Raw genomic sequence first — 25,852 nt, 5'->3', positions numbered from 1 at the left:
TGTTGGGACTACGAATGATTTACTCCTCCTTCTCCTCCTTCTCCTCCTTCAACTCAGGATGCTGCTGCTCGGCATGAACCGTTAAAACCTTCGCCAGCGATTCTACCTTACAATCGTCACTGGGGCATTGTTGCGTAGCTTTCAGTGCCTGTCCCCAGTTTTTCAGGTTCGCTGCGGCGACCGCAATGGCTCTTAAGGGAAATTCTTTGTTAAAGGAATCCGGAATCTGGTTAGCAGCGGCGATCGCTTTATCGAGCAAGGGGGCGGCTTTTTCGGGTTGGTTGAGCTTGCCATAGGCATCGGCTGTGGCTCTTAAGATATCGGCTTTGTAATAGGAATCCGGAATCTGGTTGGCAGAGGCGATCGCTTTATCGAGCAAGGGGGCGGCTTTTTCGGGTTGGTTGAGCTTGCCAATGGCTTCTGCTATGGCTCTTAAGGCAGAGGCTTTGTTAGAAGAATGCGGAATCTGGTTAGCAGAGGCGAGCGCTTTATCGAGCAAGGGGGTGGCTTTTTCGGGTTGTTGTAGCTCTGCATAGGCTTCGGCTATAACACTTAAGGCATGGGCTTTGTATGGGGAATCCGGAATCTGGTTAGCAGAGACGTTCACTTGATCGAGCAAGGGGGCGGCTTTTTCGGGTTGGTTGAGCTTGCCATAGGCGACTGCAATGGCACTTAAGGCTTCCGGAATCTGGTTAGCAGAGGCGATCGCTTTATCGAGCAAGGGGGCGGTTTTTTCGGGTTGGTTGAGCTTGCCAATGGCGACCGCAATGGCTCTTAAGGCTTCCGGAATCTGGTTAGCAGAGGCGATCGCTTTATCGAGCAAGGGGGCGGCTTTTTCTGGTTGGTTCAGCTTGCCATAGGCTTCGGCTATGGCTCTTAAGGCATTTGCATCCTGAATCTGGCTGATAAGTTTCAAGGCTTGAGCAGAATTTTCATCCTTAAGAAAGGCAACAGCCGCTTTTGATTGATACTGATCACTTACCTTTTGACTCACATCAGTCAATTCCCAGCGAATTTGAGTCAATTGCCCCCAACTTGTATAATTCAACCACCCCCAAATCCCCAGCGCCAGTAAAAGGATACTCCCAACCCCTCCTAAACTCCAGTAAATTTGCTGCTTACTACGTTGACGCAGGGCTACACTAGCTTGGATAAATTCTTTCTCCCCTTTGCTCAGTTCCTCTCGGCGTTGTTCCAGCTTTTCTTCGGCTTCCTTTAACACTGCACCCCGCAACAATGCCCCTTCATCCCGTTGCATTTTTTGCCATTGCAGCATTGAGAACCGCAGCCTTTCTTGCCAAGCGCGAAAACTACGGTCTGCATTCATCCATTGTCGCAGTTCTTCCCAATTACGAATCAACGCTTCATGAACAACTTCGACAGTTTCTTGGTTAGCTGCATTTTGACTGGTAACGACTAATCGATCATCCGCTAACTGTGTCACCAATTTCCAGCTTGCTTCACCCAATTCGGCTTTCGTCGCCACTCGTCGCGTATCTTGTCTGTCTTCACCCGGATGCACTAATTGGATGAAAATCCGCCGTACCTGTTCTTTCTGGGCTGCGCTCAACTTACCATAATTGTGATCTGCATGACGAGCCAACGCACCTTGTACCTTACCTATGTGCTGATAAGCTGCATGAGTTAACTGTTTACCCTGGCGCTGCTTCCACAATTGGGTTAACGCAAACTCCAAAAAAGGTAAATTCCCCGGTTCATCTTGCACATCATCCAAAATGCGTTCCACCAGTCCCCCTTCAAATGTCACCCCCAACATTTCAGCAGGCTTTGCAATCACCTGTGAAAGTTCATTATGATTCATCGACCTGAGCTTGATATCAGTTTTTAATACATCTCCAAAAGCGGGATATGACAGAGCATTTCCCAAGAAATCCGCCCGCATGGTTGCAACTAACACATTAGACTTGCCAGGGGAAGATTGAAAGCTGGCTAATAAGATATCTAAAAAACTATGGCGAGTTTTCTGATCCGCACACAGAGTATAAAGTTCTTCAAATTGGTCGGCAATCAGCAACACCCGATGATTGGGATAATTCCGTTGAATTTTGGAGAAAACATCTTGAAGAGGAACAGAACCATTAACAAAGTATTCAGCTAACTGACGAGCTTGATGCATTTGTTCGGTAGCATTTTTATCAGGCTCGTAAAGGGGAACCAGCGATTCAGCCAGAGCATGGAATGGTTCTGAACCCGGACGAAAATACGTAAACTTCCAGCAATCTTCTTTTTGCAGCTTTGGCACTAATCCCGCGAACACCACGGAAGATTTACCGCTTCCCGACGCACCTAACACAGGTATAAAATTACGGTTTTGAGTCGCCGCGAATAGTTCTTCTACAAATACCTCACGTCCAAAGAAAAACTCCGCATCATTCGGACCAAAGGGAAACAAACCGCGATAGGGACAGGGAAGATTTTCGTCAGCAGCATCTGTAGATTCAATAGGTACTACCGTTGTATTTTCATGGTAATAATTGTAGTTGATGATAGTGATAGTAGTAGTATTGCTATCTCCAGTAATAATTGCACTGCTGTCAGCACTCCCTCCTAGTTTGGCGCTGCGGTCTTCTTCTGGCATATCACCCTCGTTTATTGATTGCGTAAGGCGTGTACTGGTTTAATACATCACATTAATATGTAGTAGTTGTAAAATTCGTAACCGCTCAATAATCATTATTGAGCGGTTACTAAAATTCTACATAAGCATTCAAAGGACTATTTCAGCACAAACAGCTTTAATTACGTAAAACTTCACAAATTGAATTGAAACAAACCCCTGCTGGGGTGTAGGGGTGTGAGGGTGTAGGGGAAAATCCGTCCCGAAGATCTGTTAGAATCCTCCTCGTTATTCAATATCTAAGCTGACACTTTGAGTGCATACAAACTACCCATGTCCTCAAAGGTTATTTATGCTACGTTTTCTATTTATCTCCTATGCCAGAATATATACAAAAATCATCTTATGGTATATATATTGCTGCTAAATTAAAAATCTTCACGCCTCAATAGTTTTTATTTTAGCCTTGATCCCCAACTTGTTTTATCTAAAATTAGGCATATGTCAATTTATATTATTGTGTGTCGTATTGTTAACTAAATATATTGACAAACATAACACGAAGATAAAAAAAACCTAAAGCAAAATCTCTCTTGGGGATCGCTATAACCCATATATAAATATGCTTTTTGGTACAAAACAGCATTGATAGGTGTATGCAAAATTAGATCATGTGAATAAGCCTTAGAAGGCACCATAATATATGAAAAACATTAAATACTTAACTTCTGCTTGTAAATATTGTCGTTATTACCAGCCAGAAGGGCGTCGTGGTGGTATATGTCAACAGTTAGGAGCGCCAGTACAAGCTTCTTGGAAAGCTTGTTCCTTTGCGCTACCACCATTTGCTCCCTCTTGGGAAAAATTGGAAGATGTTTGGAGTTTACCAGATGCTACCCCAGTCTTAATTTCAGATATGAATAAATCTGCAACTCTTACAAACGAAGTAGCTAGCTGTACTTCTGAACATACAAAAGCAAAAGTTATGATACATTAGCTTTTGACTACTGATCTGGGATTCAGTCAAGTAGTAGAAGCATAAATTCTATAGTTTTTATACATCCATCAAGGCAAGATGAAACTCAGACCCCTTTACAGTCAACTTTTCGGATAATGGTTTAGAAAAAATGAACAGCAGAGGATTGAGCTTTGCTAATTAGAAGATAAAATTTGCTTTTTCATGATTATGGGTCTAAAAACAACCTTGATATATATCAAAAATCGCTCCTCTATCAAAGGAGTGATTTTTGTTTGTTGATTGTTGATTGTTTTGAATTTTGCGAAGCAGCTCAATACTGCTCGGATAAGACAAATCGCTTGACATTTAAACTCACCAGAGACGTGCCATGGCACGTCTCTACATATCCAAAATTATGACGGAAAATCCTATCCCTTGCAGTATTGGGAAACAGCTCTACTATTCTAATTTTCTAATCTGAATCAGTGTATCCTCGTAATAGTTATTGTTATTTTGTTGCCGATAAAGCTCTGCGGCTTGTTTAAAATCAGTAAGAGCGCCTTTTTTATCTCCTAAATCGCGACGTGTTAGCGCTCTATTGTAGTAAGCATTGGCATAGTTCGGATTAATTTTGATAGCTTGATTAAAATCAGCAAGTGCCTGTTGCAAATTTTTCGAGTCAAAGTAGGCTATACCCCGGTTATAATAAGCTTTGTCATAACCTGGTTTATAGTTAATAGCCTGATTATAGTCGGCGATCGCTCCTTGTTTATCTCCCAAATCAGAGCGAGTTAAACCCCGGTTAAGATAAGCATTGGCATAGTTCGGATTAATCTTGATAGCTTGATTGTAATCAGTGATAGCCCCTTGTTTGTCTCCCAATTCATAACGGGTTAATCCCCGGTTATAGTAAGCTTTGTCATAATTGGGATTGAGCTTGACCGCCTGATTAAAATTATTAAATGCTCCTTGTTTATCTCCCAAATCATAAAGGGTTAAACCTCGATAAATATAGGCGTCGGTATAATCGGGTTTTAGCTTGATCGTTTGATTGAAATCATCCAGCGCTTTTTGAGTGTCTCCCTTTTCAGAAAGAGCTACCCCCCGATTGTAGTACGCAAGAGCATAGCTAGGATTGATCTTGATTGCTTGGCTGTAATCATCAATCTCCCCTTGTTTGTCTCCTAATTGATACCGAGTTAAGCCCCGGTTGTAGTAAGCTTTGTCATAGTTGGGATTGAGCTTGATCGCTTGGTTATAGTCGGCGATCGCTCCTTTTTGATCACCGGATGCAGAGCGAGCTAAACCCCGATTATAGTAAGCTTTGTCATAGTTGGGATTAATCTTGAGGGCTTGATTATAATCCTTCATCGCCCCCTGTGTATCTTTTAATTCATAGCGTGCTAAACCTCGGTTCAGGTAAGCATCTTCTGCGTTGGGCTTAATTTTGAGCGACTGGTTATAATCAGCGATCGCTGCTTGGTATTGTTGTAATTCATAATAGACTAAACCCCGATTGTAGTAAGCATCGTCATGTCTGGGGTTGAGCTTGACAGTTTGAGTATAGTCAGTGATCGCTCCTTGTTTATCTCCCATATCAGAGCGGGCTATACCCCGGTTATAGTAGGCATTAGCATATTTGGGATTGAGGCGAATTGCTTCAGTATAATTGGCGATCGCTCCTTGATAGTCTTGATTGCGATAAAGATCATAAGCTTTGATAAAAAAGTCATCTGCTTTCGGCGCAGTCGGAGTAGTACTATTTCTACTGTATGAACGTCCTCCGACATCGATCCCAACTGCTACCATTTTTTGCAAAACAACGTTGATGGTTGTACCTATACCAACTTCTTGCTCATCAGCTCTACCATGAACACCTACTAATTCCCCTTTTTCATTGAGTACAGGGCCACCACTCATCCCATTGAGCGTCTTGTTTTCATATATTAAGTTATAACCATCACGCTGGGCTGCACCGTTAGCGTTTACCTGTCCTTTGTTGAAAGAAAAGTAGGGATTAGAAATAGCTGCTGTTTTGGCTGGGAACCCACCTACATATACAGTTGTGGTTGCTGTCGCTTGATCAGAGTTACCGATTTTGGCAACATTGTAAGCTTTGCTACTACTAAACTCGACAATTGCCAAGTCTAATCCTTGCAAGTGTTTGACGTTGGTAACTGCATAACTTTGTTGATCTGGTGTAATTACTTGGTATTTTTTACTCTCTTTGACCACATGATAAGCAGTCAAGACTGTATAAATATTACCAGAACGTCTAATCATCACTCCCGAACCCGTAGCAGGAGGAGTCTGATCATCCACAATCTGGACTGTAATTTCTCTACCTATGTTTTCTACCTCTTGAGAAGATAAAGCAACTGCGATGTATGGTTGCATCAACACAATAGACGCGCCTATCAATACAGATGAAAGACTGTAAAAATACTTCATATTTGTAACCTGACTCAGGTCTTTTTATTTACATACTTGCATTAAATTAAATTCTGTTGGTATAGGCAAGATGTTTATTACAACTCAGCACAAATGTACCAGACGCGAAATACGAAAGTCTGGTACTTGTTGGGGTCGTCATTAGTCATTAGTCATTGGTAAGGATTTTAGGGTTGTTTACTTTAATAATCCTCAGTATTTTAATTAAACAGCAGCTTGTCACCAAACACCGCTCAATCATAGAGAACCTGAACAAATGATCGCACCCAATACAGGTAATTTATTATCAAAAACTATGAATTTTTAGCTTGCGCACTAAAAATTTTTAGTGTAGTATTAAAGATATAGAGAAGGCGCTCCCGACTACCAATCTCAAGCGCCTCTCTATCTCAAAACAACTGTTCATCATTTTGATTATTTAAAATTGTAGCAATGACACAACCAATTTTTTGCCAAACACCTACCAGAGGCTTTGTAAATTTAGCTTACGCTCGCAAAGTTTGCTTTCGGAAGATAAACTATAACATGGTTTGGCAGTTTGCCTGCGTCATCATTTGGAGTAATGGTGAAAAAGAAAGTTTTTTTGCCAAAGATGCTGAAGTTATAGTCCAAGCATTAGAAAAAATGAAATAAAAGTAAAATTGCGGGGAATTATCCCTGCGACGCTTTCTTGATAAGTGTGAGTGCAATTACAGCCGATTTGTTTGTAGTGAGGACTTTAGTCCTCAAAATAAGGACTAAAGTCCTTACTACGAACTTAAAATAGTTTTAATACCTAGTGCGATCGCTTTTTGATGCGTGGGAATGCGATTGCACAATTATAGAGAATTTGAACAAGCGATCGCACTAAAACAAATCAAAAACAAATCAAACAGTCTGCTGAAGCAGAGTTTAGCTATGAGACTGCGATTAAAATCGGAGGCGGGTTTTTGAACATTAGGCCTCTTGCATGAATTTTTACCCTCACCCTAAATCCCTCTCCCAAGCTCTGACAAGTGTAGGTTTTTAATAAAGCAATGAGTGGTGACTGTAAAACTAACAGAATAATCATCGTTTCATAAATTCCTACACCCTTAAACCCTTACACCCTAAAACCAGTATTTTTTGGGCAAAGCGTAAAAAACCTACACCTGTCAGCCTTCCCTCTCACGGTAGCCAAGGATATTGCCTAAAATTAGGTGGACGTTTCTCTAAAAACGCCTGTTTACCCTCGGCTCCCTCTTCAGTCATGTAGTAAAGTAAAGTTGCATTACCAGCAAGTTCTTGTAAACCAGCTTGTCCATCACAATCAGCATTGAATGCAGCTTTCAAACAACGAATCGCAATCGGACTTTTTTCTAAAACTTCCTTAGCCCACTGGATACCTTCTGCTTCTAATTTTTCCACAGGTACAACGCAGTTTACCAACCCCATTTCCAGCGCTTGTTGAGCATCATACTGGCGACAGAGAAACCAAATTTCTCGCGCCTTTTTTTGTCCCACAATCCGCGCCAGATAGCTAGCACCAAAACCACCATCAAAGCTACCCACTTTCGGACCTGTCTGCCCAAAAATAGCATTGTCAGCAGCAATAGTCAGATCACATATTAAATGTAGAACGTGTCCACCCCCGATCGCATACCCAGCCACCAGAGCAATTACAACTTTTGGCATCGACCGGATCAGGCGTTGTAAATCTAATACATTTAACCGAGGAATACCGCTATCATCTACATAACCCGCGTGTCCCCGTACACTTTGATCCCCGCCAGCACAAAAGGCATATTTACCATCTGTGTGCGGCCCGTAACCTGTAAATAAGACAACTCCTATGCTAGTATCTTCACGAGCATCACAAAAGGCATCATATAGTTCAAAGATAGTTTTAGGACGAAAAGCATTGCGCTTGTGGGGGCGATTGATGGTAATTTTGGCAATGCCATCGGCTTTGTCATAAAGAATGTCTTCGTAGGTTTTGACACTTTGCCAGTTAATTTGCATTGTATAGGATGATATATTTTTGTAACCTGAGAATTTTATCGCAAGTTCTTTGCCCCTAGCTATTTAAGCTATTTTGTTTTTTAACTCTAGCCTTTGGATATCCTTAAAAATACACTTTCAATTTTTCAGCAATGCTTGTAAGTCAGGCATCTTGTAAGCTAGTTGGAAGGGATTACGGAGATATTGTATGCTGGAGTCCTTTCAGATAAATAACTTTAGGCTCTTTCAACACCTTGAAGTTAAAAGGTTAGGTCGTGTCAACTTGCTTGTTGGCAGAAATAATGCTGGCAAGAGTACTTTTCTCGAAGCAATAGAACTTTATGCCAGCAATGCTTCTTCTACCGTCCTTCTTGATCTTGTAGAGTCTAGGCAACAGACTTGGTTTAGTGAAGCTCAACCACATTCTCAAAATTTTCTCGGTAATCCTGTGAGACATCTTTTCTTCGGTCACGAATTGCCCAAAATAGGAGAAGAAGGTATTTCTCTTGGGGAAGTCTCCTCAAACATAAAGCTTCATATTGGTGTTGCCGCATATCAAAATAAAAATGATAATGAAGGCACAATCAGGAAAATTCGTATTTCTGATGTTCAGTTTGATGAAGACCTATCTAATGTTGAAGTTTTTCTCGTAGCAAAAGAAGGCGAAAGAACTAGGAGACTTTTTAGGTTAGATAGGGATGTGAGAGACATTCGACGTCACTCTAGAATTCTTTATGAACGACAGGAATCTGAGTTGAAATACACATGGCAAATTGTTTCAACAGAAAATATGCCCAATCGAAAATTAGCTGCTCTTTGGGATTTAACGAGCTTGACCGATTTAGAGTCGGAGGTTATTTCTGCGCTTCGCCTGATTGATACTCGAGTTTCTGGAGTCGCCTTTGTAGAGGATATTAGTAGAGGTCGTGCAAGTGACAATCGTATTCCTTTAGTAAAAATTAAAGGAATAGATGAACCATTAACTCTCAAGAGTATGGGAGATGGGATTACCCGTTTGTTTCATATAATTGTTGCTCTTGTAAATGCTAGAAACGGGCTTCTGTTAATTGATGAATTTGAAAATGGATTGCATTGGAGTGTGCAACCTAAAGTTTGGGACATTGTTTTTCAGCTCTCAAAAAGGCTTAATGTTCAAGTTTTTGCCACAACACATAGCCGTGATTGTATAAAAGGGTTTGAGAGTATATGGAATAAATATCCTGAACTAGGTGCTTTCTTTAGGCTTGATGTCAAGAATGGGTCAATCAAGGCAACAGAATATACATCTGAGACACTCACTGATGCTATTGACATGGATGTTGAAGTGCGGTGAGTAGTATGAGCGATGTTTGTAGGCAAGATAGAGATAAAGTATTGCTAGTTGAAGGCGATAACGATTGTCACGTCGTTATGGCTTTGTGTGCCGCTCATACTGTTCCTGAAACTTTTGGTATATACCAATGTGGTTCAGATGTCGGGGTTTTGAAGCGACTGAATGCTTTAATTCTACGCCCCAATCCTCCTCAAGTAATAGGCGTTATGCTTGATGCTGACAAACCTTCTCTTGAAGGAAGATGGCAGAGCATAAAAGGTAAATTAAAACATTACAGTTATCCATTTCCGACAACTCCTGATGCTGATGGGACGGTAGTTGAAAGTGTTGCAGATAATCCTAAACTTGGATTTTGGCTCATGCCAAACAACCAGGATTCTGGGATGTTAGAAGACTTTTGTGCAGAACTTGCAGAACCTGTATCGCTCACATTCGCACGAGAATGTGTAGAACAGGCACACGGAAGGAAAATCACAACTTTCAAAGAAGTACATATTAGTAAAGCGGTGATTCATACATATCTTGCTTGGCATGATGAACCCGGCTATCCTCTAGGAAAAGCAATAACAAGCCAAGCTCTTCGTCCCCACACAGATGTCGCAGTCAGATTCACCAACTGGTTGATACGTTTATTCACATAAATCCCATCCGAGCAGTACCTAACAAATCACTGGATGGAATTTATAAAAAAGCTTATCTCTAAGCTAGACTCGTGATCATGACTTATTTAAATCCAGCTACCTTGCCCCAATCCATGATTCATGGTGCTTATCTTCTGAGTGTTGCACCAATGATGGATCGTACAGATCGCCATTTTCGGTATTTTATGCGGCAGATTACCCGCCGTACTTTGCTTTATACCGAAATGGTGACAACTGCCGCGATTTTGCATGGTGACAAAGAATATCTACTTGGTTTTTCCCCACAAGAAAAGCCCCTTGTATTGCAAGTCGGGGGCGATAATCCCAAGGAATTAGCTGAATGTAGCCGGATTGCTGAGGATATGGGCTACGATGAAATCAATCTTAATGTCGGTTGTCCGAGTAGTCGTGTCCAAGATGGCAATTTTGGCGCTTGTTTAATGGCACACCCGGAGAAAGTAGCAGACTGTGTAGCCGAGATGATCAATGCTACTCGTATCCCGGTGAGTGTGAAACACCGGATTGGGATTGACGATCGCGATCGCTACGAAGATATGCTAGATTTTGTTCGCATTGTCTCACAAGCAGGCTGCCGACGTTTTACAGTCCACGCCCGCAAAGCTTGGTTACAGGGATTAAGCCCAAAAGAAAACCGTGATATTCCACCCCTACGTTACAGTGATGTGTATCGTCTTAAACAAGAATTTCCCCAGCTATTTATTGAAATCAATGGTGGAATTATTAACATAGATCAGGTAAGACAGCACTTACAATCGGTAGATGCGGTGATGATTGGACGTGCAGCTTATGATCATCCCTACTTATTTGCCACAGCAGATAGTGAAATCTACGGCGAGGCGATGCAACCTCCATCTCGCCATGAAGTTGCTGAAGCGATGTTTTCTTATATTGATTACTGGGTTACAAAAGGTCTGAAGCTCAACAAAATTACCCGCCACATGTTGCAACTGTTTGCTGGACAACCGGGTAGTCGAGTTTGGAAGCGTCATCTGACGGAAAATTCTTGTCGTCTGGGAGTAGGTTATGCTGTGGTACAAGAGGCGTTGGCACAAGTTCCCGACTCGCCGATAGTACCCAGCCTAAACTTTACTGCTTGCTCGTGAATGCATTTTCAGCCTGTTGATAAAGCCTGTGTTTGCAACATCGACATCAAATCTTGAACTCCTTTTTGCAGATACCGTGTGACTGTCATTGGACTAGTGCCAATTTTCTTAGCAGCATCTTTGCGAGAAAGTTCTTTTAAAAATACTAACTCTACTGCCATACGGGGCTTTTCTTCTAACATGCTAATTGCCCCTTGTAGTTGTTGTCGTTCTTCTTGTTGTTGCTGTTGAACGCTAGAACGGGGACAAGGAAGCGCCTCACCCAAAGTAATTTGACAATCGATATAGTTAACTACTGTAGCATCTAAACTCAAAGGCATACGGTTTTGAGCAGCTAACTTGGTTTCTTGCCATTCTTGTACAGATACCTTGAGTTGCTTGGCAATTTCTGAATCTTTGGGGGGACGCCCTAAAATCTCTGCTAATTCCTTACGCACTTTTTGCCCCTCATTGTAGAGTTCTTGCCAACGACGGGGGATCTTTAACAGAGTACTGCGATCGCGCAAAAAGTGCAGCATTTCGCCCCGAATGTAAGGAACAGCAAAGGAACTAAAAGCGTATCCTTGACTGGGATCAAAACGCTCAATTGCCCTGATTAAACCGAAGTAACCGATTTGCTCTAAGTCTTCATAAGGCTCATTACATTGATGGCTAAATTTATGAGCCATTTTCCGTACTAAACCAGTATGTAATTTTACAAGCCGATTACGAAGTTCAATAGAAGGATTCTGATGATATAACTGCAATAACTCCATACCATCAGACCGCATAGAGGACTGACTTGTTGCCATAGAAATTCCTTTTTGGTAACTCCTATTCCCTAAAAAACGGAGTTGCGTAAACTTCACTTAAGCTGTAATTATTTTCCTTAGTAACGCTTTGATACACCATTCGTTGTTTCACTGAACTTATATAGAGTCTCACTTTGTAGATCAGTATTTTCACGTATTTTTTGTCCCCATACCTGTTAGATGCAGAGATGGTTGTGTAACAAAAAGTTTTAGTTTGGATCTATCCTTGTGCAGTGCAAGGTCATCAAAGACCTTGATAAATATGGCCCAGCGCTTTCAAAACAGGATTTCTATGGATTCATTTCTCAATTATGAGCTAAAAATCTAGGTAAGAATGGAATTAGTCAGTAATATCGTCATTCAAAAACTGAATTGTGAAATATGAGCAATACTAGCAACTTCCGTGATGCCATCCGTGAGGCTAAAACCCACGCCCTAGTGGGGCCAAATGTCATAGCCAATGCTCTACCTTATCTGGGAGGCGGCCTGATCCTAACAGCATTGGGAACTTATGGCGGTTTGGGAGTGATCCGTGCTAATCCCGGACTGTTCTTTCCCACCTTCATTGGTGCAGTGATTGTGGAATTAATTTTGTTCTTTGTTGCCCAAAATGTTGCTGAAAAGGGCAAAAATAACGTTGCACTACCTCTATTAGCAGCCTATAGCCTGTTGTCTGGCTATACTCTCAGCGGCTTGGTATTTGTGGCGCTAAGAACAGAGGGTGTGGGTATTCAGGGAATTGGTATAGCAGCTCTTGGTTGTGGGATCACTTTCATCGCCGCTCGTCAGATTGGTTCAAATCTTTCTGAGACTGACGGTATGGCTCTGACAAAAACCATCAATCTGGGTATTATTGCCTTGGTCGTGGTTGTAGGCTTGCAATTTGTCTTTGCTTTGTTCGGTGTTTATACTCCAGGGTGGTTAGAAATTGGCATTTCTGCTTTGGGAGTATTTCTGTTTGCTGGAGCATCCGTAGTCGATTTTTACATCCTGCCACGCACCTACCGCAATGACCAATACCTACCTGCGGCTTTGTCGATGTACTTAACTTACATCAACCTTTTCATCTTCATTTTGAGGCTGTTGATCGCCCTAAATGGTCGTGACTAAGCATATCTAGTAGAAAAACTGATTTTTTGTAATTTATACCGTGGTTATCCCTCTGATAACCACGGTTTTTTGTAGCTTACATGCTGAGGAGAGTCTTTGCTCGCTTTCCCATTGCTTTCCGATTATGTATAATAGTTGCATGACGATGTTTCTTACAGATTCTGCCGACATCACTAGGATTCATTTCTCTTCAAGGTTAAATCTGAAGCAACGTAGCGAGTTGGGTCAGTTTTTTACTCCCGCCCCAGTTGCCCGTTTTATGGCTAGACAATTTAGTAGTCTATCGGGTCACATCAATCTTCTAGATCCTGGTGCTGGAGTTGGGTCATTAGCTGCTGCTTTTGTAGAGCAGTTATTGGCAAATCCTAACGAGGTTAAAAGTTGCTTGATAACAGCATATGAAGTTGAATCAGCCTTCATATCCTCTTTGAGGCAATGTCTTATAGAGTGTTGTACAGCTTTAAAGAGTAGAGGAATTCAAGCAAATTATTGTTTGCATGAACAAAGTTTTATAGAAGCTTTTAAAAAAATAAATTTACCACTTTTTACTACGCCATCAATCAAATTTACTCATGCAATTCTGAATCCACCTTATAAAAAAATTCACAGCCAATCAATAGAAAAGAAGATCCTTTCAAAGCTTGGAATTGAAACAGGAAATCTATATAGTGCATTTGTTTGGCTTACTATGTTACAGCTTGCCGAAGATGGAGAGATAGTTGCAATCACGCCCAGAAGTTTCTGTAATGGTACCTATTTTCGTCCTTTCCGGAAAACTTTCCTAGAAAGCATGGCGCTAAAAAAAATTCATGTTTTTGAGAGCCGTTCAGCAGCTTTTGCAGAGGATAACGTATTGCAAGAAAATATTATTTTTCATGCTAGTAAAACTAAAATTAAGCCTGATTATGTAGAAATAACTAGGAATTTTGAAACTAAATTAGATGAATTTTCAGAATTAAGATATATTCCTTACAGTAAAGTAGTTGAAGCCAATGATTCCGAGAGTTTTATTCATATTGTGACAAACTCTCTTGAAGATTCTTTGAGAGTGCAAATGGATAAATTCTCATCTACTTTGGATGAAATGGGTTTAGAAGTTTCGACGGGTCCGGTTGTCGATTTTCGTCTCAAATCGTTTTTAAGAACTTGCTTGGATGAGCAGAATGTTCCACTACTGTACCCAGAAACTGTGAAGCCAGGGAAAATTTTATTTCCACCTAGCAATCCTCGTAAGGCGATCGCAATTGAGCAAAACCAGCAAACAAGTAAATGGTTAGTTCAATCAGGTTGGTACGTTTTGATCAAGCGTTTTTCTGCTAAGGAGGAAAAGCGTCGTGTTGTTGCTGCTGTCTGTTCTCCTTTAGACGCGCCAGCGCTAGGTATAGAAAATCATCTTAACTACTACCATGCTAAAGGTCAGGGAATGAACCCTGATCTGGCACGAGGTTTAGCAGCATTCCTCAATTCAACTTTATTTGATAATTACTTCCGGCAGTTTAGTGGACACACACAAGTCAATGCAACAGATTTGCGTAGAATTAAGTACCCTTACAAAGATGATTTAATCAGATTAGGAAGCCAAATTGGTGATTCTCAGTTTGATCAGGAGCAACTTGATCGGGTTGTACATAAAACTTTGTCGATTATGAGCGAAGTCACAAATGCAGTTCGGGCTGCTAAACGAATTGAGGAGGCTCTTGCAATTCTCAAAGATATTTCTGCTCCAAGAGAGCAACAGAACGAACGATCAGCACTTTGCTTACTCGCATTGGCAGACATTCGGCCTGAAACACCTTGGAATCAAGCAACAGCACCAAGACGCGGAATTACAGAAATGATGGATTGGTTTCGCGATTACTATGGGAAACAATACGCACCAAATACACGCGAAACAGTTCGACGCCAAACGATGCACCAGTTTGTACAGATGGGGATAGTTGTTGAGAATCCAGATCGACCAGACCGACCAATTAATAGCCCCAAATGGTGTTATCAACTTCATCAACAAGCATTATCACTTCTGAAATCCTATGGCTCTGAACAGTGGGAAGAGGCTTGTCGAAATTATGCTGTTCAGTCACAAATTTATTGCAGGCGAGGAATCGCAATATACCGATGATTCCCGTAACCTTGCCTGACGGTCAAGCTATTCAACTATCATCAGGCGGACAAAATATACTAATAAAAGACATTTTGGAAAGCTTCTGTGCGAGATTTACACCTGGAGGTAGAGTTCTCTATGTGGGCGATGCCGGGGATAAGTTCATTATTAATGAAACTCAGAAATTCCGAGAAATGGGGATTGAGTTAGATCCTCACGGTAAAATGCCAGACATTGTAGTTCACTATCAACGGAAAGATTGGCTTGTATTGATAGAAGCTGTGACTAGTCATGGTCCGGTCAACTTGAAACGTCACAATGAATTAAGGCATCTGTTTCAGTCTGGTGGTAAAGGACTAGTTTTTGTTACTGCTTTTCCAAGCCGTAGGGAAATGACTCGGTATCTTGCTGAGATTTCTTGGGAAACTGAAGTTTGGGTCGCAGATCAACCTGATCATATGATTCATTTCAATGGGGAGAGATTCCTTGGCCCCTATGAAGACCCAGAGAATCGTTCTTGAAAATTCTGGTTCTAAATAGGTAACAGTACACCTAACAACACGATTGAGTGGATGGTTGAGAAATCTTGATTGTGATGCATAGTATCAGTTATTTGCCACTAATCATCTTTGAAAATCTAAAATTTCAAGTTGATCTATATCAATTGCTCCAAAATTGAGATATTTTAAAACTACGGTTAATCTATCGTTGAGCAGTAGTTAAGCCGTGGTATCTCCCTCTTCTCCTTTGATAAATTATTCTCATAAAATTATTACTCGGTATTTGAAACAGCGCTCTTTTATACCACTTCCACCGAATATACTCTGGAAGATTGAAAAAGGAGTAGTACGAAATTTAACCTGGCATGAAGACGGTACACTCGTCACTTTAGGAATTTGGGGACCAGGAGATGTTATTGGTAGAAGCTTATCAAAAATAGAACCATATGAAATAGAATGCTTAACCAAAGTAGAAGTTAGTATTTTTCCTGTAAATCAATCATATGAACTCACAGAGATCTTACTAGCACAAATAGAACAAGCAGAAGCATTGATGATGATTCGCAGCTATAAAACAGTAGAAATTATGCTAATTAAACTGCTGAGTTGGTTAGCTAAAAAGTTTGGTCGTGCAGTAGAAACTGGACAATTAATTGATTTACGTTTAACTCATCAAGATATTGCAGAAATGTTGAATTCAACTCGTGTGACGATTACGAGAGTTCTCACTAATTTAGAGGAAAGAGGATTAATTTCCCGATTACCTTTGCATCGAATTGTCTTGAAAGAAGAACAGATATGGCACTATGAAATCTAGCTAGGAGTATGATTAGTATCTAGTGATGAGTGTTTAGTTGTTGATTGTTGGTAGTTGGTTATTGATTGTTGATTATTGATTGTTGATGCTTCCAAACTCCTAGCATATAATAACTAACAACTAACAATACCAACTATCTCCATCAGCATTTGGCTTACCTATAATTTTTAAATTTAGAGATGCCAAGTAACTTAACCCAGAGGAAATTTGTGATATATCTCCCTTGAGTTGTACATCAAAGCATCCCTCTTTGCCTGCATTTTTTTCTAAACTAGCTCCAGTAATATTTACAACCAAACCATATTTTGAAATTAATTGAGAAATTATAGGTTGGTTTTGATAGCATTGAGGAATATAAAGACGAAGACGAATTTGAGTATTAGTGTTGTGTTTTGATGTTTTATCGAACAGAGATAGTTTGGTTTTTTTGAGATTTTGGCGATAATTGAATATCCTCATTTTCTTTATTTAATAATGACTTTTATTGAGATCCCCGACTTATTCAAAAAGTCAGGGATTTAATCGGTAATTCCGAGCAGAGTAAAAGAAAGCGTATTTATCACTGGAATCAATCCGCAATCTCTCGGATAAATCCTGGTAGTCAATCTAAAATCCATAGACGCTTCTGTGGCTACTTACCCTTCGGGAACCCTTTCAGGGAACAGAAGCCACTACTCTACAAGAAGCCGGACTTCGTCCGTCTACGTGTCGAAGCGCAGGGTAATCTAAAATCCAACATTTTTGGATTTTCTCAATTTTCAAAATTCCTTTAAGATTGCTATATATTATCAATTATTAATAAAAAAACTTTGCAAATAACTAAAGCTAGAAAAAAGCTGATCTTGTCTTCCCCAAATTTCTAAGTCAAACCAACCATCATTTTGGATATCCGGTTTTAGTAAAGCTCCGGTAATATTAACTGTTACTCCATAGCGAGAAACTAATTCAGAAATGACAGGTGTGTGGTAGTGATTTTTCGAGATACACAGTTGCAACCGTAGTATATTGGTTTGATTGTTGGAGATGTGCGGATAGATTTGGTCTTCCCATTTTGTTACTAAATCATTATGTTCACTGTGATTTATATGATTATCTGAAATTGGAAAAGACTGAGAGTCTTCACTAGTTAGAATATTTCCTACAATGCCTATTTGCATAAGATCCACACCTATTCGTTGCAAATAGGAGAGGCTATTAATAACTTGTTCTGGATTACCCTGAAGTTCTAAATCGAACCAGCCACAACTATCAATATCTACTGTGAGAGAAGCTGCTTTAATGTTAACCGTGAGATTATAGCGGGAGATTAATCGAGAAATTACAGGTTGCCGATGATAATGCTGAGGAACTCGAATCCGAACGTGGACTGGAGGTATTTTTGCAGTTCTAGATTTAAAGGTCGTCATACAAAATAGTGGAAAATATAAATGTTAATAGCAGGAGCGCAGCGAGCATCCCAAATGTTTAAATGTTATGCTCTTACAGTAATTAGTTGTTAGTTGTTGATGTTTGAAACAATCAACACACAACAACCAACAACCAAACACCAACAAACAATTATTTTTACCAATTACCTATGTTGTTGTCTTCCCAAATTTCCAGTTCCAATTCTTTGAGATAACTCAGCCCACCATCAATTTGTTCAGGTGTTCCTTGTAACTCTAGGTCAAACCAACCATCACCAATGGCATTAGCTCCGAGAATAGCAGCAGAGATATTTACTGTAAGACCATAGTCAGAAACTAAGCGAGATATAACAGGTTCCTGACGATAGTCTTTGGGAATTCTGACGCGAATTCGTTTGTTGGTAAGGGTATTGTGAGAAGCCATATTGAATTCTCCTGTTCCACTTTTAATTAATCAGTTATTAGACGCGATTAATCGCGTCTGTACAATAGTCATTAGTTTCTCTTCCTCACAAATGACAAATAACAAATGACTAATGACCTTTTGATGATTTGATTCCTGTTTTCCGTTCTAAGATCCCCTTCAACACCAAAGTTACGACTGCAAGCAGCGCTAAGATTACAGCAGCTGAATAAGCTGCTTCTGTTTCATACTGTTTGTAAGCATCCTCTACAAATAGAGGCATACTCTGGGTTTTACCAGCGATGTTTCCAGAGACTACTGAAACTGCGCCGAATTCACCCATTGCTCTGGCGTTGGTCAAAATTAAGCCATAAAGCAAACCCCAACGGATATTCGGTAATGTTACACGCCAGAATGTTTGCCAGCTGTTTGCACCCAAAGTTTGTGCTGCTTCTTCTTGGTCGCTTCCTAACTCCTCTAACACCGGAATGACTTCACGCGCCACAAAAGGCATACTGACAAAAGCTGTAGCCAGTAACATACCAGGAAAAGCAAAAATAATTTTGATTCCATGTTCTTGCAACCAGCCCCCAAACCACCCATTTCGTCCGTAGAGCAGCACAAGCATTAAACCAGCAACTACTGGAGAAATTGAAAAGGGTAGGTCTATGATACTCAAAATTAAAGTGCGGCCAGGAAATTTGTGACGAGCGATCGCCCAAGCTGCACATAAACCAAATATAGTATTTACTGGTACAGCGATTAAAGCCAATAATACTGTCAACTTTGCCGCATTCAGAAAATTTGGTTCTGTCAGATTAGAAAGAAATGGCCCAGCTCCATTTTTGAATGCTTGGTAAAAAACGTTGACAGCAGGAATATATAGCATCAATGCTAAATATCCCAGCGCCACCCCAATTAGTATGACAGGAACAAAATTCTTTGTTTTGGTTGGCTTTTGTTTGTTGGGGTTAGCTTCTGTTGTATGAAAATGGGGCTGTGGAAAAGAGGCTTCTTCATTTTGTGTCATATCTTCTTGCCCAACTTTGTAAAAAATTAATTGCTAGCAATATCAGCAAGGAAATCACTAGTAGTACCATGCCAATTACCGTTGCACCGGAATAGTCATACTGCTCTAAACGTTGGAATATCAATACAGGTGCAATCAAATCTTTAAAGGGAGTGTTGGAAGATATAATCACCGTCGAGCCGTATTCGCCAACAGCACGGGAGAAACCCAAGGCTACACCTGTCAAAATTGTGGGAAATAAAGGCGGTAAAATCACTTTCCAGAAAGTCTGCCATTGGGATGCACCCAAAGACCAAGCAGCTTCTTCTATTTCTTTCTCCATTTCCTGGAGTACGGGTTGCACTGTCCGTACGATAAAAGGTAGCGAGATAAAAATCATCGCTATCGCTACACCCAAACTAGTAAAAGAAATCTTAATACCGAAAGGGACAAACAGCGAACCAATCCAGCCATTATCGCTGTAGACTGTAGCTAGTGTTAAACCTGCTACTGCTGTTGGTAATGCAAAAGGTAAATCTACGGTGGCGTCAATAAATCTTTTGCCTGGGAAATCATAACGAACCAATACCCAAGCAATCAAAGTACCAAAAACACCATTGAGTAAAGCTGTTACTAAAGCTGTAGCAAAAGTGACGGTATACGCTGACAAAGCAATGGGACTAGTAGCAATTTGCCAAAACTCAGCTGGAGATTTAGTCGCCGCTTTCAAAAACATGGCGGCGATCGGGACAATTAACATTACTGTTAGATATCCCAAGGTAATTCGCCATGTCCAAGGAAGATGGAAAAATTGATCCAAAAATTTCTTCCAGTCAGGAGTCTTACTTCTAGCTTTTTGCTGAGGTGGTGATGAAGGAGAGGATACGGTCATGGGGATCGGGAATCAGGGATCGGGGATTGGGGATAAGGGGGATCGGGGACAAGGGAGAATTATTTAACAAGTCTCTTCCCAATGACCAATGACCATTGACCAATGACCAATGACCATTGACCCTTGACTATTGACTAACGCTTGATTTTTGATTGAATTTGGTCAAAAACTGCTCCATCTGCAAAAAATTTCTTTTGCACTTCAGCCCATCCACCGTAGTCTTGAACATTTCCCAGATTATTGACTTTTGTATATTTATCGGCAAGTGCTTTGAGTTCTTTGTTTTGGGCTACTGCTTCGTCTAGAGGTCGGAATCCTAATTTCGCAAATTCCTGTTGTGCTTCTGGAGTGAAGAGGTATTGAACAAAAGCTTCTGCTACTTCACGAGTACCGTGCTTATCAACGTTCTTATCTACTATTGCTATTGGGTTGTCGATGGAAATATTCACATCTGGAACCACATAATCAACTTTTTCACCCTTCTGTTGTGCCAGAATCACTTCGTTTTCGTAGTTAATTAAGGCATCTCCTTGACCTTGCTTGGCGAAAGCATCAGTAGCTTCACGGGCATCTTTGGTTAAGATTGGTACGTTAGTGTAGACTTTGGTGACAAAATCGAGGGCTTTCTCTTCTCCTCCACCGGTTTTAATGGCTGAGTTCCATAGTGCGAGAAAATTCCAACGAGCAATACCCGATGTTTTAGGGTCAGCAGTAATTACCTTGATGTCGCCTTTTCCTAAGTCTTCCCAGGTTTTTATATTTTTTGGGTTCCCTGAGCGAGTGATGAGAGCAGCAACAGTCTTAGAGACGATCGCATTGTTTGGGATTTCTTTTTCCCATCCAGGTTCAATAAGTCCGGCCTTCTCAATTTTTTGAGTGTCTAAGCCAAGCGCTAGGTGAACTACATCTGCTTCCAAACCATCGATCACTGCACGAGTTTGGGAACCAGATCCGCCATAGCTTTGCTTAAAGGTAACGTTTTGGTTATGCTCTTGCTTCCATTTTTCTACAAATTTAGGGATAATAGCATCGTGAGCAGCTTTAGTAACGGCAAAGGAAACGAGAGTTACTTCGACGTCTTGCTTGTTGTTTGCTGCTGAAACAGGACTAGCTGTGGAGTTACTAGCAGTATTGTTGCCATTACCGCCAGAACAGGATGCGATCGCCACACTTAGACTCACTCCAACCAAAGCAAGTGATAGAAAACCTTTAATTGAGTTAACTCTCACCCCACTAGTGATTTTTAATAAGGTTTGTTTTGATTTTGTAATAATACGCTGCCACGAACTCATTCGATTTACCCCGTTTACATAAAATCTACTATTAGTCGGTCGGCTTATAGTAATTTTTTGATTTGTGAGTTATATTACATGCGTGCTGCTCAAAAATCAAGAGAATAACTACGCATTATTGGTAGGAAATGTGATTTTTTCCTGAAAGTTTTATGTCACTGAATAACATCTAGCAAACTCTGCAACATTAAATAAACAGAAGTCGCCCCTGGATCTTGATGTCCCATACTTCGTTCTCCCAAATAACTAGCGCGACCTTTTTTAGCTTGCATAGGTGTTGTATCTTGCATTCCCTTTTCTGCTGCTGCTACAGCTTGTTGCATTGCTGACAATGTATTTTCACCTCCTGTGACAGCTTGTCCAAAAGCTGCTACAGCTGGTGAAAAGGAATCCACCATTGTTTTATCGCCTAGTTGTGCTTTTCCCCTGCTAATTACACCATCTAATCCCGCTTGCAGCATAGCCAGCATATCTTGCTCGCTAAGTTCTTGTTTGCCAGCTAGTATAGTACTTGCTCGTAGAAATAATGTGCCATAAAGCGGGCCGCTTGCACCACCAACTGTGGAGATTAGGGTCATACTCACCGTTTTCAAAATACTACCGATGTCTTTATCTGCAACAGTTGGCAATTGAGTAATTACTCTTTTAAAGCCACGTTCCATATTGATACCATGATCAGCATCACCTATGGCTGCATCTAATTCTGTTAAGTAGTCTTTGTTTGCTTCGACTGTTGTTGCAAATCTTTGTAACCACTGCAAAATCTGCTCTGTTGTCACCATCTTTATACCTCCTGCTGAACGCAGATATCATAAAAAATATCCGAGTTTTTACGGTTTTGGCAATTAACAAATGTAAAAGGGAGTAGTAAAGTATCTAAGAGAACATCAGCTTGTGTTTTTTGCTAAAGCCTCTATTTTAAAACAAATTCCCTGTTTGATTTTTGTGGCTGTTGTCACTTCTACTTGTGCTGAATATACCAAAAATGCTGAGATTCAAATCGCGCAAGCTAGCCCAGGTGTGCCAGAAAATATTGTTTTTCCCAAAAATATAGGGGTAATAGATGTTACTGCACCAGAATATGGAGCTATACCCAATGATGGCAAAGATGACACAAAGGCTATTCAAAAAGCGCTCAATAAATTTCCTGCTCAAGGACGAATTATTTACTTACCAAACGGTATTTATGATATCTCTAATAGTCTACATTGGCCATCTGGAGAGCGTAACCGCTCCGATTATAAATATACTACACTACAAGGACAAAGTCGCGATCGCGTGATTATTCGCCTTCAAGATCAATCTCCTTTATTCCAGGACGCCAACAAACCTCGACCAGTCATTTCCACAGGATTCGATCCAGATTTAGATCCCAATTCAGAAGAATTTAAAGCAAGTATAGCGGCTCAACGTTTTGGTAATTCTCTAAGAAATCTGACTATTAATATTGGAAAAAATAATCCCGGTGCAGAGGGATTGAATTTTGTTGCTAATAATCAAGGAGCAGTCAGAAGCGTCAAGATTATCTCTGAAGATAAAAAGGGAACTACTGGTTTAGCTTTAACTCATGGTGAAGTTGGCCCTCTTTTGATTGAGGATGTAGAAATTGTTGGTTTTGATTATGGTGTGCGTACCAATAACGCTATTAATGGCATTACCATGCAGAATATTACTGTCCGCGATCAAAATTTTGCAGGTATTTTTAATAATGGACAAGCAATGAGTTTGGAGGGTTTTAATAGCATTAATTCTGTATCGGCAATTATCAATGGTATTGATCCCAATGGGGGTGTCGATCCTGGTAGTACTTTGACGCTAGTAAATGCTAAATTACTTGGTCGCGATCGCGCTAATAAGCTCCCAGGAATTTCTTCGGCTGGTTTTATTTATACTAGAAATGTAGTCTCTTCTGGATATAAAGAAATTCTTTTAAATAAGACAAGAGAAGGACAAAATATAGTCAAACATTCCTATTTGAAAGAATATACATCCCACTCCAAAATTTCACTATTTTCTTCACCATCAAAGTCACTGCTACTTCCCATTAAAAAGTTTCCTAAGTTGAAATGGGATGATCCTAAAAAGTGGGTTAACGTTGAGAAATTTGGCGCAATTGCCAACGATAATAAAGATGATACAGCTGCTTTCCAAAAGGCAATTGATTCTGGCGCCACAACAGTAGTTGTACCTGGTGGAAAAGGAACATTTATAATTGACGGTTCTCTGCGACTACGAGGTAAAGTAGAAAGATTTACTAGTACAGGAGGAGTAATGAATGGCAAAGGAGAAATAGTAGCCGATAACGGGACTAAACCAACACTGATTATTGAAAACTTCTTTGTTGATTTTGGTTCTAAGTTGAGATGGAAAAATGTGGCGAAGAGAACTGTTGTTTATCGCAGTATTAGTCATCTAAGTTTAGAAAGTAACGGTACTGGAGATATGTTTATTGATGATGCTGTTATGGGTAAACTGAGGTTTTTAAATCCTGCTCAAGATATTTGGGTACGCCAAGTCAATCCCGAAAGTGGTTCAGAAACTAATATAATTAATAATGGAGCAAAATTGTGGATTCTCGGTTTTAAAACAGAGCAAGGTAAGACAAAAATTGAAACTAAAAACGGCGGCTTAACTGAACTTTTGGGTGGACTAGTTTATGCTGCTGGTGAACAAAAGCCCCAAGATCCTCTTTTCCGTATTACTAATGCTTCTGCTACTTTTATTGGTGTTGCTGAAGCGTATTTTGATAATGATACCTACCAAATATGGGTAGAAGAAACACGAGGAAAACAAACTAAAAAGCTGATGAAAGATCAACTTCCTGGTAGATACACAGGTAATGGTAGAGTTTTAATGTTTTATACAGGTTTTAAAGAGTAATTTCATTGGTCATTTGTTATTTGTTATTGGTAAGAGTTTTAATAGTTGAGTTAAATTCCCCAGCGCAAGCTTGTGGTGTTTACAGGTGCATCCCATAGGCGAATCATCTCGTCATCTAGCTTAAGTAGTGTAATCGAGCAACCTTGCATATCTAAGGAAGTAATATAAGCACCAATCAAGTTTCGCACTATTTGTAGTCCATGCTTTTGACAAATTTCTGCGAGTTTGCGGTAGATGATATACAACTCAGAAATCGGCGTACCACCCATACTATTAACAAAAGCTAACAGGCGATCGCCTTTGGCAAAATTTGCGTTTACCAGTTCCACTTCTTGCCATTCGCCCGTTTTTTCGTCCCATTCTCGTAGTGTCCGCGTATAGGATGCATCCTCAATAATTGATAGCGCTAACATCTCAACAACTTCATCTGCTGATTTTAGACTCATGCGTTCTCTTCCGGGTTCACCGTGAATCCCGATACCTATCTCCATTTCTTGGTTCCCAAGTGTAAATGTTGGTGTTCCTTTGGCTGGTACTGTACAGGAAGTCAGGGCCATACCCATACTCCGTCCATGCAAATTGACGCGCCTACACAAAGAAGCTAGTTGTCGTAAATTATATCCCTCTTGGGCTGCTGCACCACAGATTTTTTCTGCTAGTACCGTAGTTCCAACACCCCGACGTCCCTGGGTATAAAGACTATCTTTAACAGCAACATCATCATCAATTAAGATATTCAGCACCTGGATACCTTCACTTCTAGCTAATTCTGTTGCCATTTCAAAATTCATCACATCGCCGGAGTAGTTCTTCACGATGTATAAAATTCCCGCTTCACCATCGACAGCCTTAGCTGCTGCGAGCATTTGATCAGGGGTAGGCGAAGTAAAAACCTCCCCAGGACAAGCAGCATCCAACATTCCCATCCCCACAAAACCAGCGTGCATTGGTTCGTGTCCACTACCGCCCCCAGATATAATTGCTACTTTGCCTTTGATCGGTGCATCAGTTCGATAGACAAAATTAGGATCAAAATTGACTTTAATTAAATTTGGGTGGGCGATCGCCATACCTTCTAAACTTTCGCGCACAAAATTCAGAGGATCGTTGATAAGTTTTTTCATATTTTGCTAACTGAGAATTTATAGTCAAATCTCTTTATCTATCTAACCTGAATGCCAAACTAATTCAATCAATCTTCCATCTCAAAAACGCATCTTTGTTATCTGGATCATCGTGAACTACCCAATATGCTACTGTTGCATATGCAATATCTAAAAAATTACTAATTTACTGATAAGTTTTTCCATCATTCATCAATCATATAATCAGAACCTTATCTCCTAGAGATGAATTTTAATGCTCTTTTAACGTTTTTATTACTCGTTCGTTCTGCTCTTGAGAAAGATGGTTTTTTGCTTGCATAGGTGGCTGATTAGAGCTTAGTTACCTCATAATTATACAAGTAAACCTCGTCCATCTTGAAAAGAGGAGTTTTTCAAAAAGGACATTATGTAGGTTGGGTGGAACGGAGTGTAACCCAACATTAACCAGACTATAATGTTGGGTTTCGCTGTCGCTACACTCAACCTACAAAACTACAGTTC

Annotated in this window: 22 protein-coding genes; 10 read left to right on the top strand and 12 right to left on the bottom strand. The window is 40.4% G+C overall.

From position 1 onward, the window contains the following. Positions 1 to 19: 19 nt before the first annotated feature. Positions 20 to 2,599, bottom strand: coding sequence for a tetratricopeptide repeat protein (locus ACE1AT_RS18225; protein ID WP_374870816.1), 2,580 nt, complete (start codon positions 2,597 to 2,599; stop codon positions 20 to 22). Between the two features lie 682 nt (positions 2,600 to 3,281). Between ACE1AT_RS18225 and ACE1AT_RS18220 the strand changes: the two genes are divergently transcribed. Beyond that, positions 3,282 to 3,575: a hypothetical protein gene (locus tag ACE1AT_RS18220; protein WP_374870814.1), complete on the top strand. Its 294-nt coding sequence runs from the start codon at positions 3,282 to 3,284 to the stop codon at positions 3,573 to 3,575. Between the two features lie 420 nt (positions 3,576 to 3,995). Here the strand turns inward: ACE1AT_RS18220 and ACE1AT_RS18215 are convergent, their stop codons facing one another. Next, on the bottom strand, positions 3,996 to 5,987 hold the full coding sequence (locus tag ACE1AT_RS18215) for a tetratricopeptide repeat-containing serine protease family protein (protein ID WP_374870812.1): 1,992 nt from the start codon (positions 5,985 to 5,987) through the stop codon (positions 3,996 to 3,998). Positions 5,988 to 6,419: 432 nt separating this feature from the next. On the opposite strand from ACE1AT_RS18215, the gene ACE1AT_RS18210 reads away from it, so the two are divergent. Beyond that, positions 6,420 to 6,620: a hypothetical protein gene (locus tag ACE1AT_RS18210; protein ID WP_374870810.1), complete on the top strand. Its 201-nt coding sequence runs from the start codon at positions 6,420 to 6,422 to the stop codon at positions 6,618 to 6,620. A 513-nt stretch (positions 6,621 to 7,133) separates the two neighbouring features. Here ACE1AT_RS18210 and menB read toward each other — a convergent pair. Continuing rightward, on the bottom strand, positions 7,134 to 7,967 hold the full coding sequence (gene menB / locus ACE1AT_RS18205; protein WP_374870808.1) for a 1,4-dihydroxy-2-naphthoyl-CoA synthase: 834 nt from the start codon (positions 7,965 to 7,967) through the stop codon (positions 7,134 to 7,136). A gap of 187 nt (positions 7,968 to 8,154) precedes the next feature. On the opposite strand from menB, the gene ACE1AT_RS18200 reads away from it, so the two are divergent. The 3 genes from ACE1AT_RS18200 to dusA all read left to right on the top strand — a co-directional run bounded on the left by ACE1AT_RS18200 (position 8,155) and on the right by dusA (position 11,044). Continuing rightward, the gene (locus ACE1AT_RS18200; RefSeq protein ID WP_374870806.1) at positions 8,155 to 9,279 is read left to right on the top strand and encodes an ATP/GTP-binding protein; all 1,125 of its coding nucleotides are present in this window, start codon (positions 8,155 to 8,157) and stop codon (positions 9,277 to 9,279) included. 5 nt (positions 9,280 to 9,284) lie between these two features. Beyond that, entirely contained in the window at positions 9,285 to 9,920 is a 636-nt protein-coding gene (locus tag ACE1AT_RS18195) for a DUF3226 domain-containing protein (protein WP_374870804.1), read from the top strand. 77 nt (positions 9,921 to 9,997) lie between these two features. Next, positions 9,998 to 11,044 (top strand): tRNA dihydrouridine(20/20a) synthase DusA, encoded by a 1,047-nt coding sequence (gene dusA, locus ACE1AT_RS18190; protein WP_374870802.1) that lies wholly within the window; start codon positions 9,998 to 10,000, stop codon positions 11,042 to 11,044. Between the two features lie 8 nt (positions 11,045 to 11,052). On the opposite strand, the gene ACE1AT_RS18185 is transcribed toward dusA, so the two are convergent. Then, positions 11,053 to 11,835, bottom strand: a complete 783-nt coding sequence (locus tag ACE1AT_RS18185; RefSeq protein ID WP_374870800.1) for an RNA polymerase sigma factor SigF — start codon at positions 11,833 to 11,835, stop codon at positions 11,053 to 11,055. 381 nt (positions 11,836 to 12,216) lie between these two features. On the opposite strand from ACE1AT_RS18185, the gene ACE1AT_RS18180 reads away from it, so the two are divergent. From ACE1AT_RS18180 to ACE1AT_RS18165, 4 genes are all read left to right on the top strand, one after another. Continuing rightward, on the top strand, positions 12,217 to 12,945 hold the full coding sequence (locus ACE1AT_RS18180; protein ID WP_374870798.1) for a Bax inhibitor-1 family protein: 729 nt from the start codon (positions 12,217 to 12,219) through the stop codon (positions 12,943 to 12,945). A gap of 139 nt (positions 12,946 to 13,084) precedes the next feature. Further along, positions 13,085 to 15,064, top strand: a complete 1,980-nt coding sequence (locus ACE1AT_RS18175; RefSeq protein WP_374870796.1) for an Eco57I restriction-modification methylase domain-containing protein — start codon at positions 13,085 to 13,087, stop codon at positions 15,062 to 15,064. Continuing rightward, positions 15,061 to 15,567: a BsuBI/PstI family type II restriction endonuclease gene (locus ACE1AT_RS18170; protein ID WP_374870794.1), complete on the top strand. Its 507-nt coding sequence runs from the start codon at positions 15,061 to 15,063 to the stop codon at positions 15,565 to 15,567. The genes ACE1AT_RS18175 and ACE1AT_RS18170 overlap by 4 nt, the downstream gene beginning before the upstream one ends. 205 nt (positions 15,568 to 15,772) lie before the next feature. Next, a complete protein-coding gene (locus ACE1AT_RS18165) occupies positions 15,773 to 16,363 on the top strand; it encodes a Crp/Fnr family transcriptional regulator (protein ID WP_374870792.1) in 591 nt (196 codons plus the stop codon). A gap of 120 nt (positions 16,364 to 16,483) precedes the next feature. Here the strand turns inward: ACE1AT_RS18165 and ACE1AT_RS18160 are convergent, their stop codons facing one another. The 7 genes from ACE1AT_RS18160 to dhaL all read right to left on the bottom strand — a co-directional run bounded on the left by ACE1AT_RS18160 (position 16,484) and on the right by dhaL (position 22,147). After that, positions 16,484 to 16,822 carry an NIL domain-containing protein gene (locus tag ACE1AT_RS18160; RefSeq protein ID WP_374870791.1) on the bottom strand — a complete coding sequence of 113 codons (339 nt, stop codon included), beginning with the start codon at positions 16,820 to 16,822 and terminating at the stop codon, positions 16,484 to 16,486. A 329-nt stretch (positions 16,823 to 17,151) separates the two neighbouring features. After that, complete coding sequence (locus ACE1AT_RS18155) at positions 17,152 to 17,769, bottom strand: NIL domain-containing protein (RefSeq protein WP_374870789.1); 618 nt, start codon at positions 17,767 to 17,769, stop codon at positions 17,152 to 17,154. 157 nt (positions 17,770 to 17,926) lie between these two features. Then, positions 17,927 to 18,193, bottom strand: coding sequence for an NIL domain-containing protein (locus ACE1AT_RS18150; protein WP_374870787.1), 267 nt, complete (start codon positions 18,191 to 18,193; stop codon positions 17,927 to 17,929). A gap of 109 nt (positions 18,194 to 18,302) precedes the next feature. Beyond that, positions 18,303 to 19,202: a sulfate ABC transporter permease subunit CysW gene (gene cysW / locus ACE1AT_RS18145; protein ID WP_374870785.1), complete on the bottom strand. Its 900-nt coding sequence runs from the start codon at positions 19,200 to 19,202 to the stop codon at positions 18,303 to 18,305. After that, positions 19,189 to 20,073 carry a sulfate ABC transporter permease subunit CysT gene (cysT, locus tag ACE1AT_RS18140; RefSeq protein WP_374870783.1) on the bottom strand — a complete coding sequence of 295 codons (885 nt, stop codon included), beginning with the start codon at positions 20,071 to 20,073 and terminating at the stop codon, positions 19,189 to 19,191. Before cysT ends, cysW begins: the two co-directional genes overlap by 14 nt. 134 nt (positions 20,074 to 20,207) lie before the next feature. Further along, entirely contained in the window at positions 20,208 to 21,365 is a 1,158-nt protein-coding gene (locus ACE1AT_RS18135; protein ID WP_374870781.1) for a sulfate ABC transporter substrate-binding protein, read from the bottom strand. A 155-nt stretch (positions 21,366 to 21,520) separates the two neighbouring features. Beyond that, positions 21,521 to 22,147 (bottom strand): dihydroxyacetone kinase subunit DhaL, encoded by a 627-nt coding sequence (dhaL, locus tag ACE1AT_RS18130; RefSeq protein WP_374870779.1) that lies wholly within the window; start codon positions 22,145 to 22,147, stop codon positions 21,521 to 21,523. A 112-nt stretch (positions 22,148 to 22,259) separates the two neighbouring features. Between dhaL and ACE1AT_RS18125 the strand changes: the two genes are divergently transcribed. Continuing rightward, positions 22,260 to 24,245, top strand: coding sequence for a glycosyl hydrolase family 28-related protein (locus ACE1AT_RS18125; RefSeq protein ID WP_374870777.1), 1,986 nt, complete (start codon positions 22,260 to 22,262; stop codon positions 24,243 to 24,245). 50 nt (positions 24,246 to 24,295) lie between these two features. Here the strand turns inward: ACE1AT_RS18125 and dhaK are convergent, their stop codons facing one another. Next, positions 24,296 to 25,369: a dihydroxyacetone kinase subunit DhaK gene (gene dhaK / locus ACE1AT_RS18120; RefSeq protein WP_374870775.1), complete on the bottom strand. Its 1,074-nt coding sequence runs from the start codon at positions 25,367 to 25,369 to the stop codon at positions 24,296 to 24,298. Between the last annotated feature and the right edge of the window lie 483 nt (positions 25,370 to 25,852).

It is taken from the genome of Pelatocladus sp. BLCC-F211, from assembly GCF_041928655.1.
In the GTDB taxonomy this organism is placed as follows: domain Bacteria; phylum Cyanobacteriota; class Cyanobacteriia; order Cyanobacteriales; family Nostocaceae; genus Pelatocladus.
Note: the sequence above shows the minus strand (reverse complement) of the source record. Positions and strands in the feature narration are given on the sequence as shown.

Coding starts and splice junctions, on each gene's coding strand:
- ACE1AT_RS18225 (WP_374870816.1), bottom strand. CDS start 2,599: ATGCCAGAAGAAGACCGCAGCGCCAAACTAGGAGGGAGTGCTGACAGC.
- ACE1AT_RS18220 (WP_374870814.1), top strand. CDS start 3,282: ATGAAAAACATTAAATACTTAACTTCTGCTTGTAAATATTGTCGTTAT.
- ACE1AT_RS18215 (WP_374870812.1), bottom strand. CDS start 5,987: ATGAAGTATTTTTACAGTCTTTCATCTGTATTGATAGGCGCGTCTATT.
- ACE1AT_RS18210 (WP_374870810.1), top strand. CDS start 6,420: ATGACACAACCAATTTTTTGCCAAACACCTACCAGAGGCTTTGTAAAT.
- menB (WP_374870808.1), bottom strand. CDS start 7,967: ATGCAAATTAACTGGCAAAGTGTCAAAACCTACGAAGACATTCTTTAT.
- ACE1AT_RS18200 (WP_374870806.1), top strand. CDS start 8,155: ATGCTGGAGTCCTTTCAGATAAATAACTTTAGGCTCTTTCAACACCTT.
- ACE1AT_RS18195 (WP_374870804.1), top strand. CDS start 9,285: ATGAGCGATGTTTGTAGGCAAGATAGAGATAAAGTATTGCTAGTTGAA.
- dusA (WP_374870802.1), top strand. CDS start 9,998: ATGACTTATTTAAATCCAGCTACCTTGCCCCAATCCATGATTCATGGT.
- ACE1AT_RS18185 (WP_374870800.1), bottom strand. CDS start 11,835: ATGGCAACAAGTCAGTCCTCTATGCGGTCTGATGGTATGGAGTTATTG.
- ACE1AT_RS18180 (WP_374870798.1), top strand. CDS start 12,217: ATGAGCAATACTAGCAACTTCCGTGATGCCATCCGTGAGGCTAAAACC.
- ACE1AT_RS18175 (WP_374870796.1), top strand. CDS start 13,085: ATGACGATGTTTCTTACAGATTCTGCCGACATCACTAGGATTCATTTC.
- ACE1AT_RS18170 (WP_374870794.1), top strand. CDS start 15,061: ATGATTCCCGTAACCTTGCCTGACGGTCAAGCTATTCAACTATCATCA.
- ACE1AT_RS18160 (WP_374870791.1), bottom strand. CDS start 16,822: ATGAGGATATTCAATTATCGCCAAAATCTCAAAAAAACCAAACTATCT.
- ACE1AT_RS18155 (WP_374870789.1), bottom strand. CDS start 17,769: ATGACGACCTTTAAATCTAGAACTGCAAAAATACCTCCAGTCCACGTT.
- ACE1AT_RS18150 (WP_374870787.1), bottom strand. CDS start 18,193: ATGGCTTCTCACAATACCCTTACCAACAAACGAATTCGCGTCAGAATT.
- cysW (WP_374870785.1), bottom strand. CDS start 19,202: ATGACACAAAATGAAGAAGCCTCTTTTCCACAGCCCCATTTTCATACA.
- cysT (WP_374870783.1), bottom strand. CDS start 20,073: ATGACCGTATCCTCTCCTTCATCACCACCTCAGCAAAAAGCTAGAAGT.
- ACE1AT_RS18135 (WP_374870781.1), bottom strand. CDS start 21,365: ATGAGTTCGTGGCAGCGTATTATTACAAAATCAAAACAAACCTTATTA.
- dhaL (WP_374870779.1), bottom strand. CDS start 22,147: ATGGTGACAACAGAGCAGATTTTGCAGTGGTTACAAAGATTTGCAACA.
- dhaK (WP_374870775.1), bottom strand. CDS start 25,369: ATGAAAAAACTTATCAACGATCCTCTGAATTTTGTGCGCGAAAGTTTA.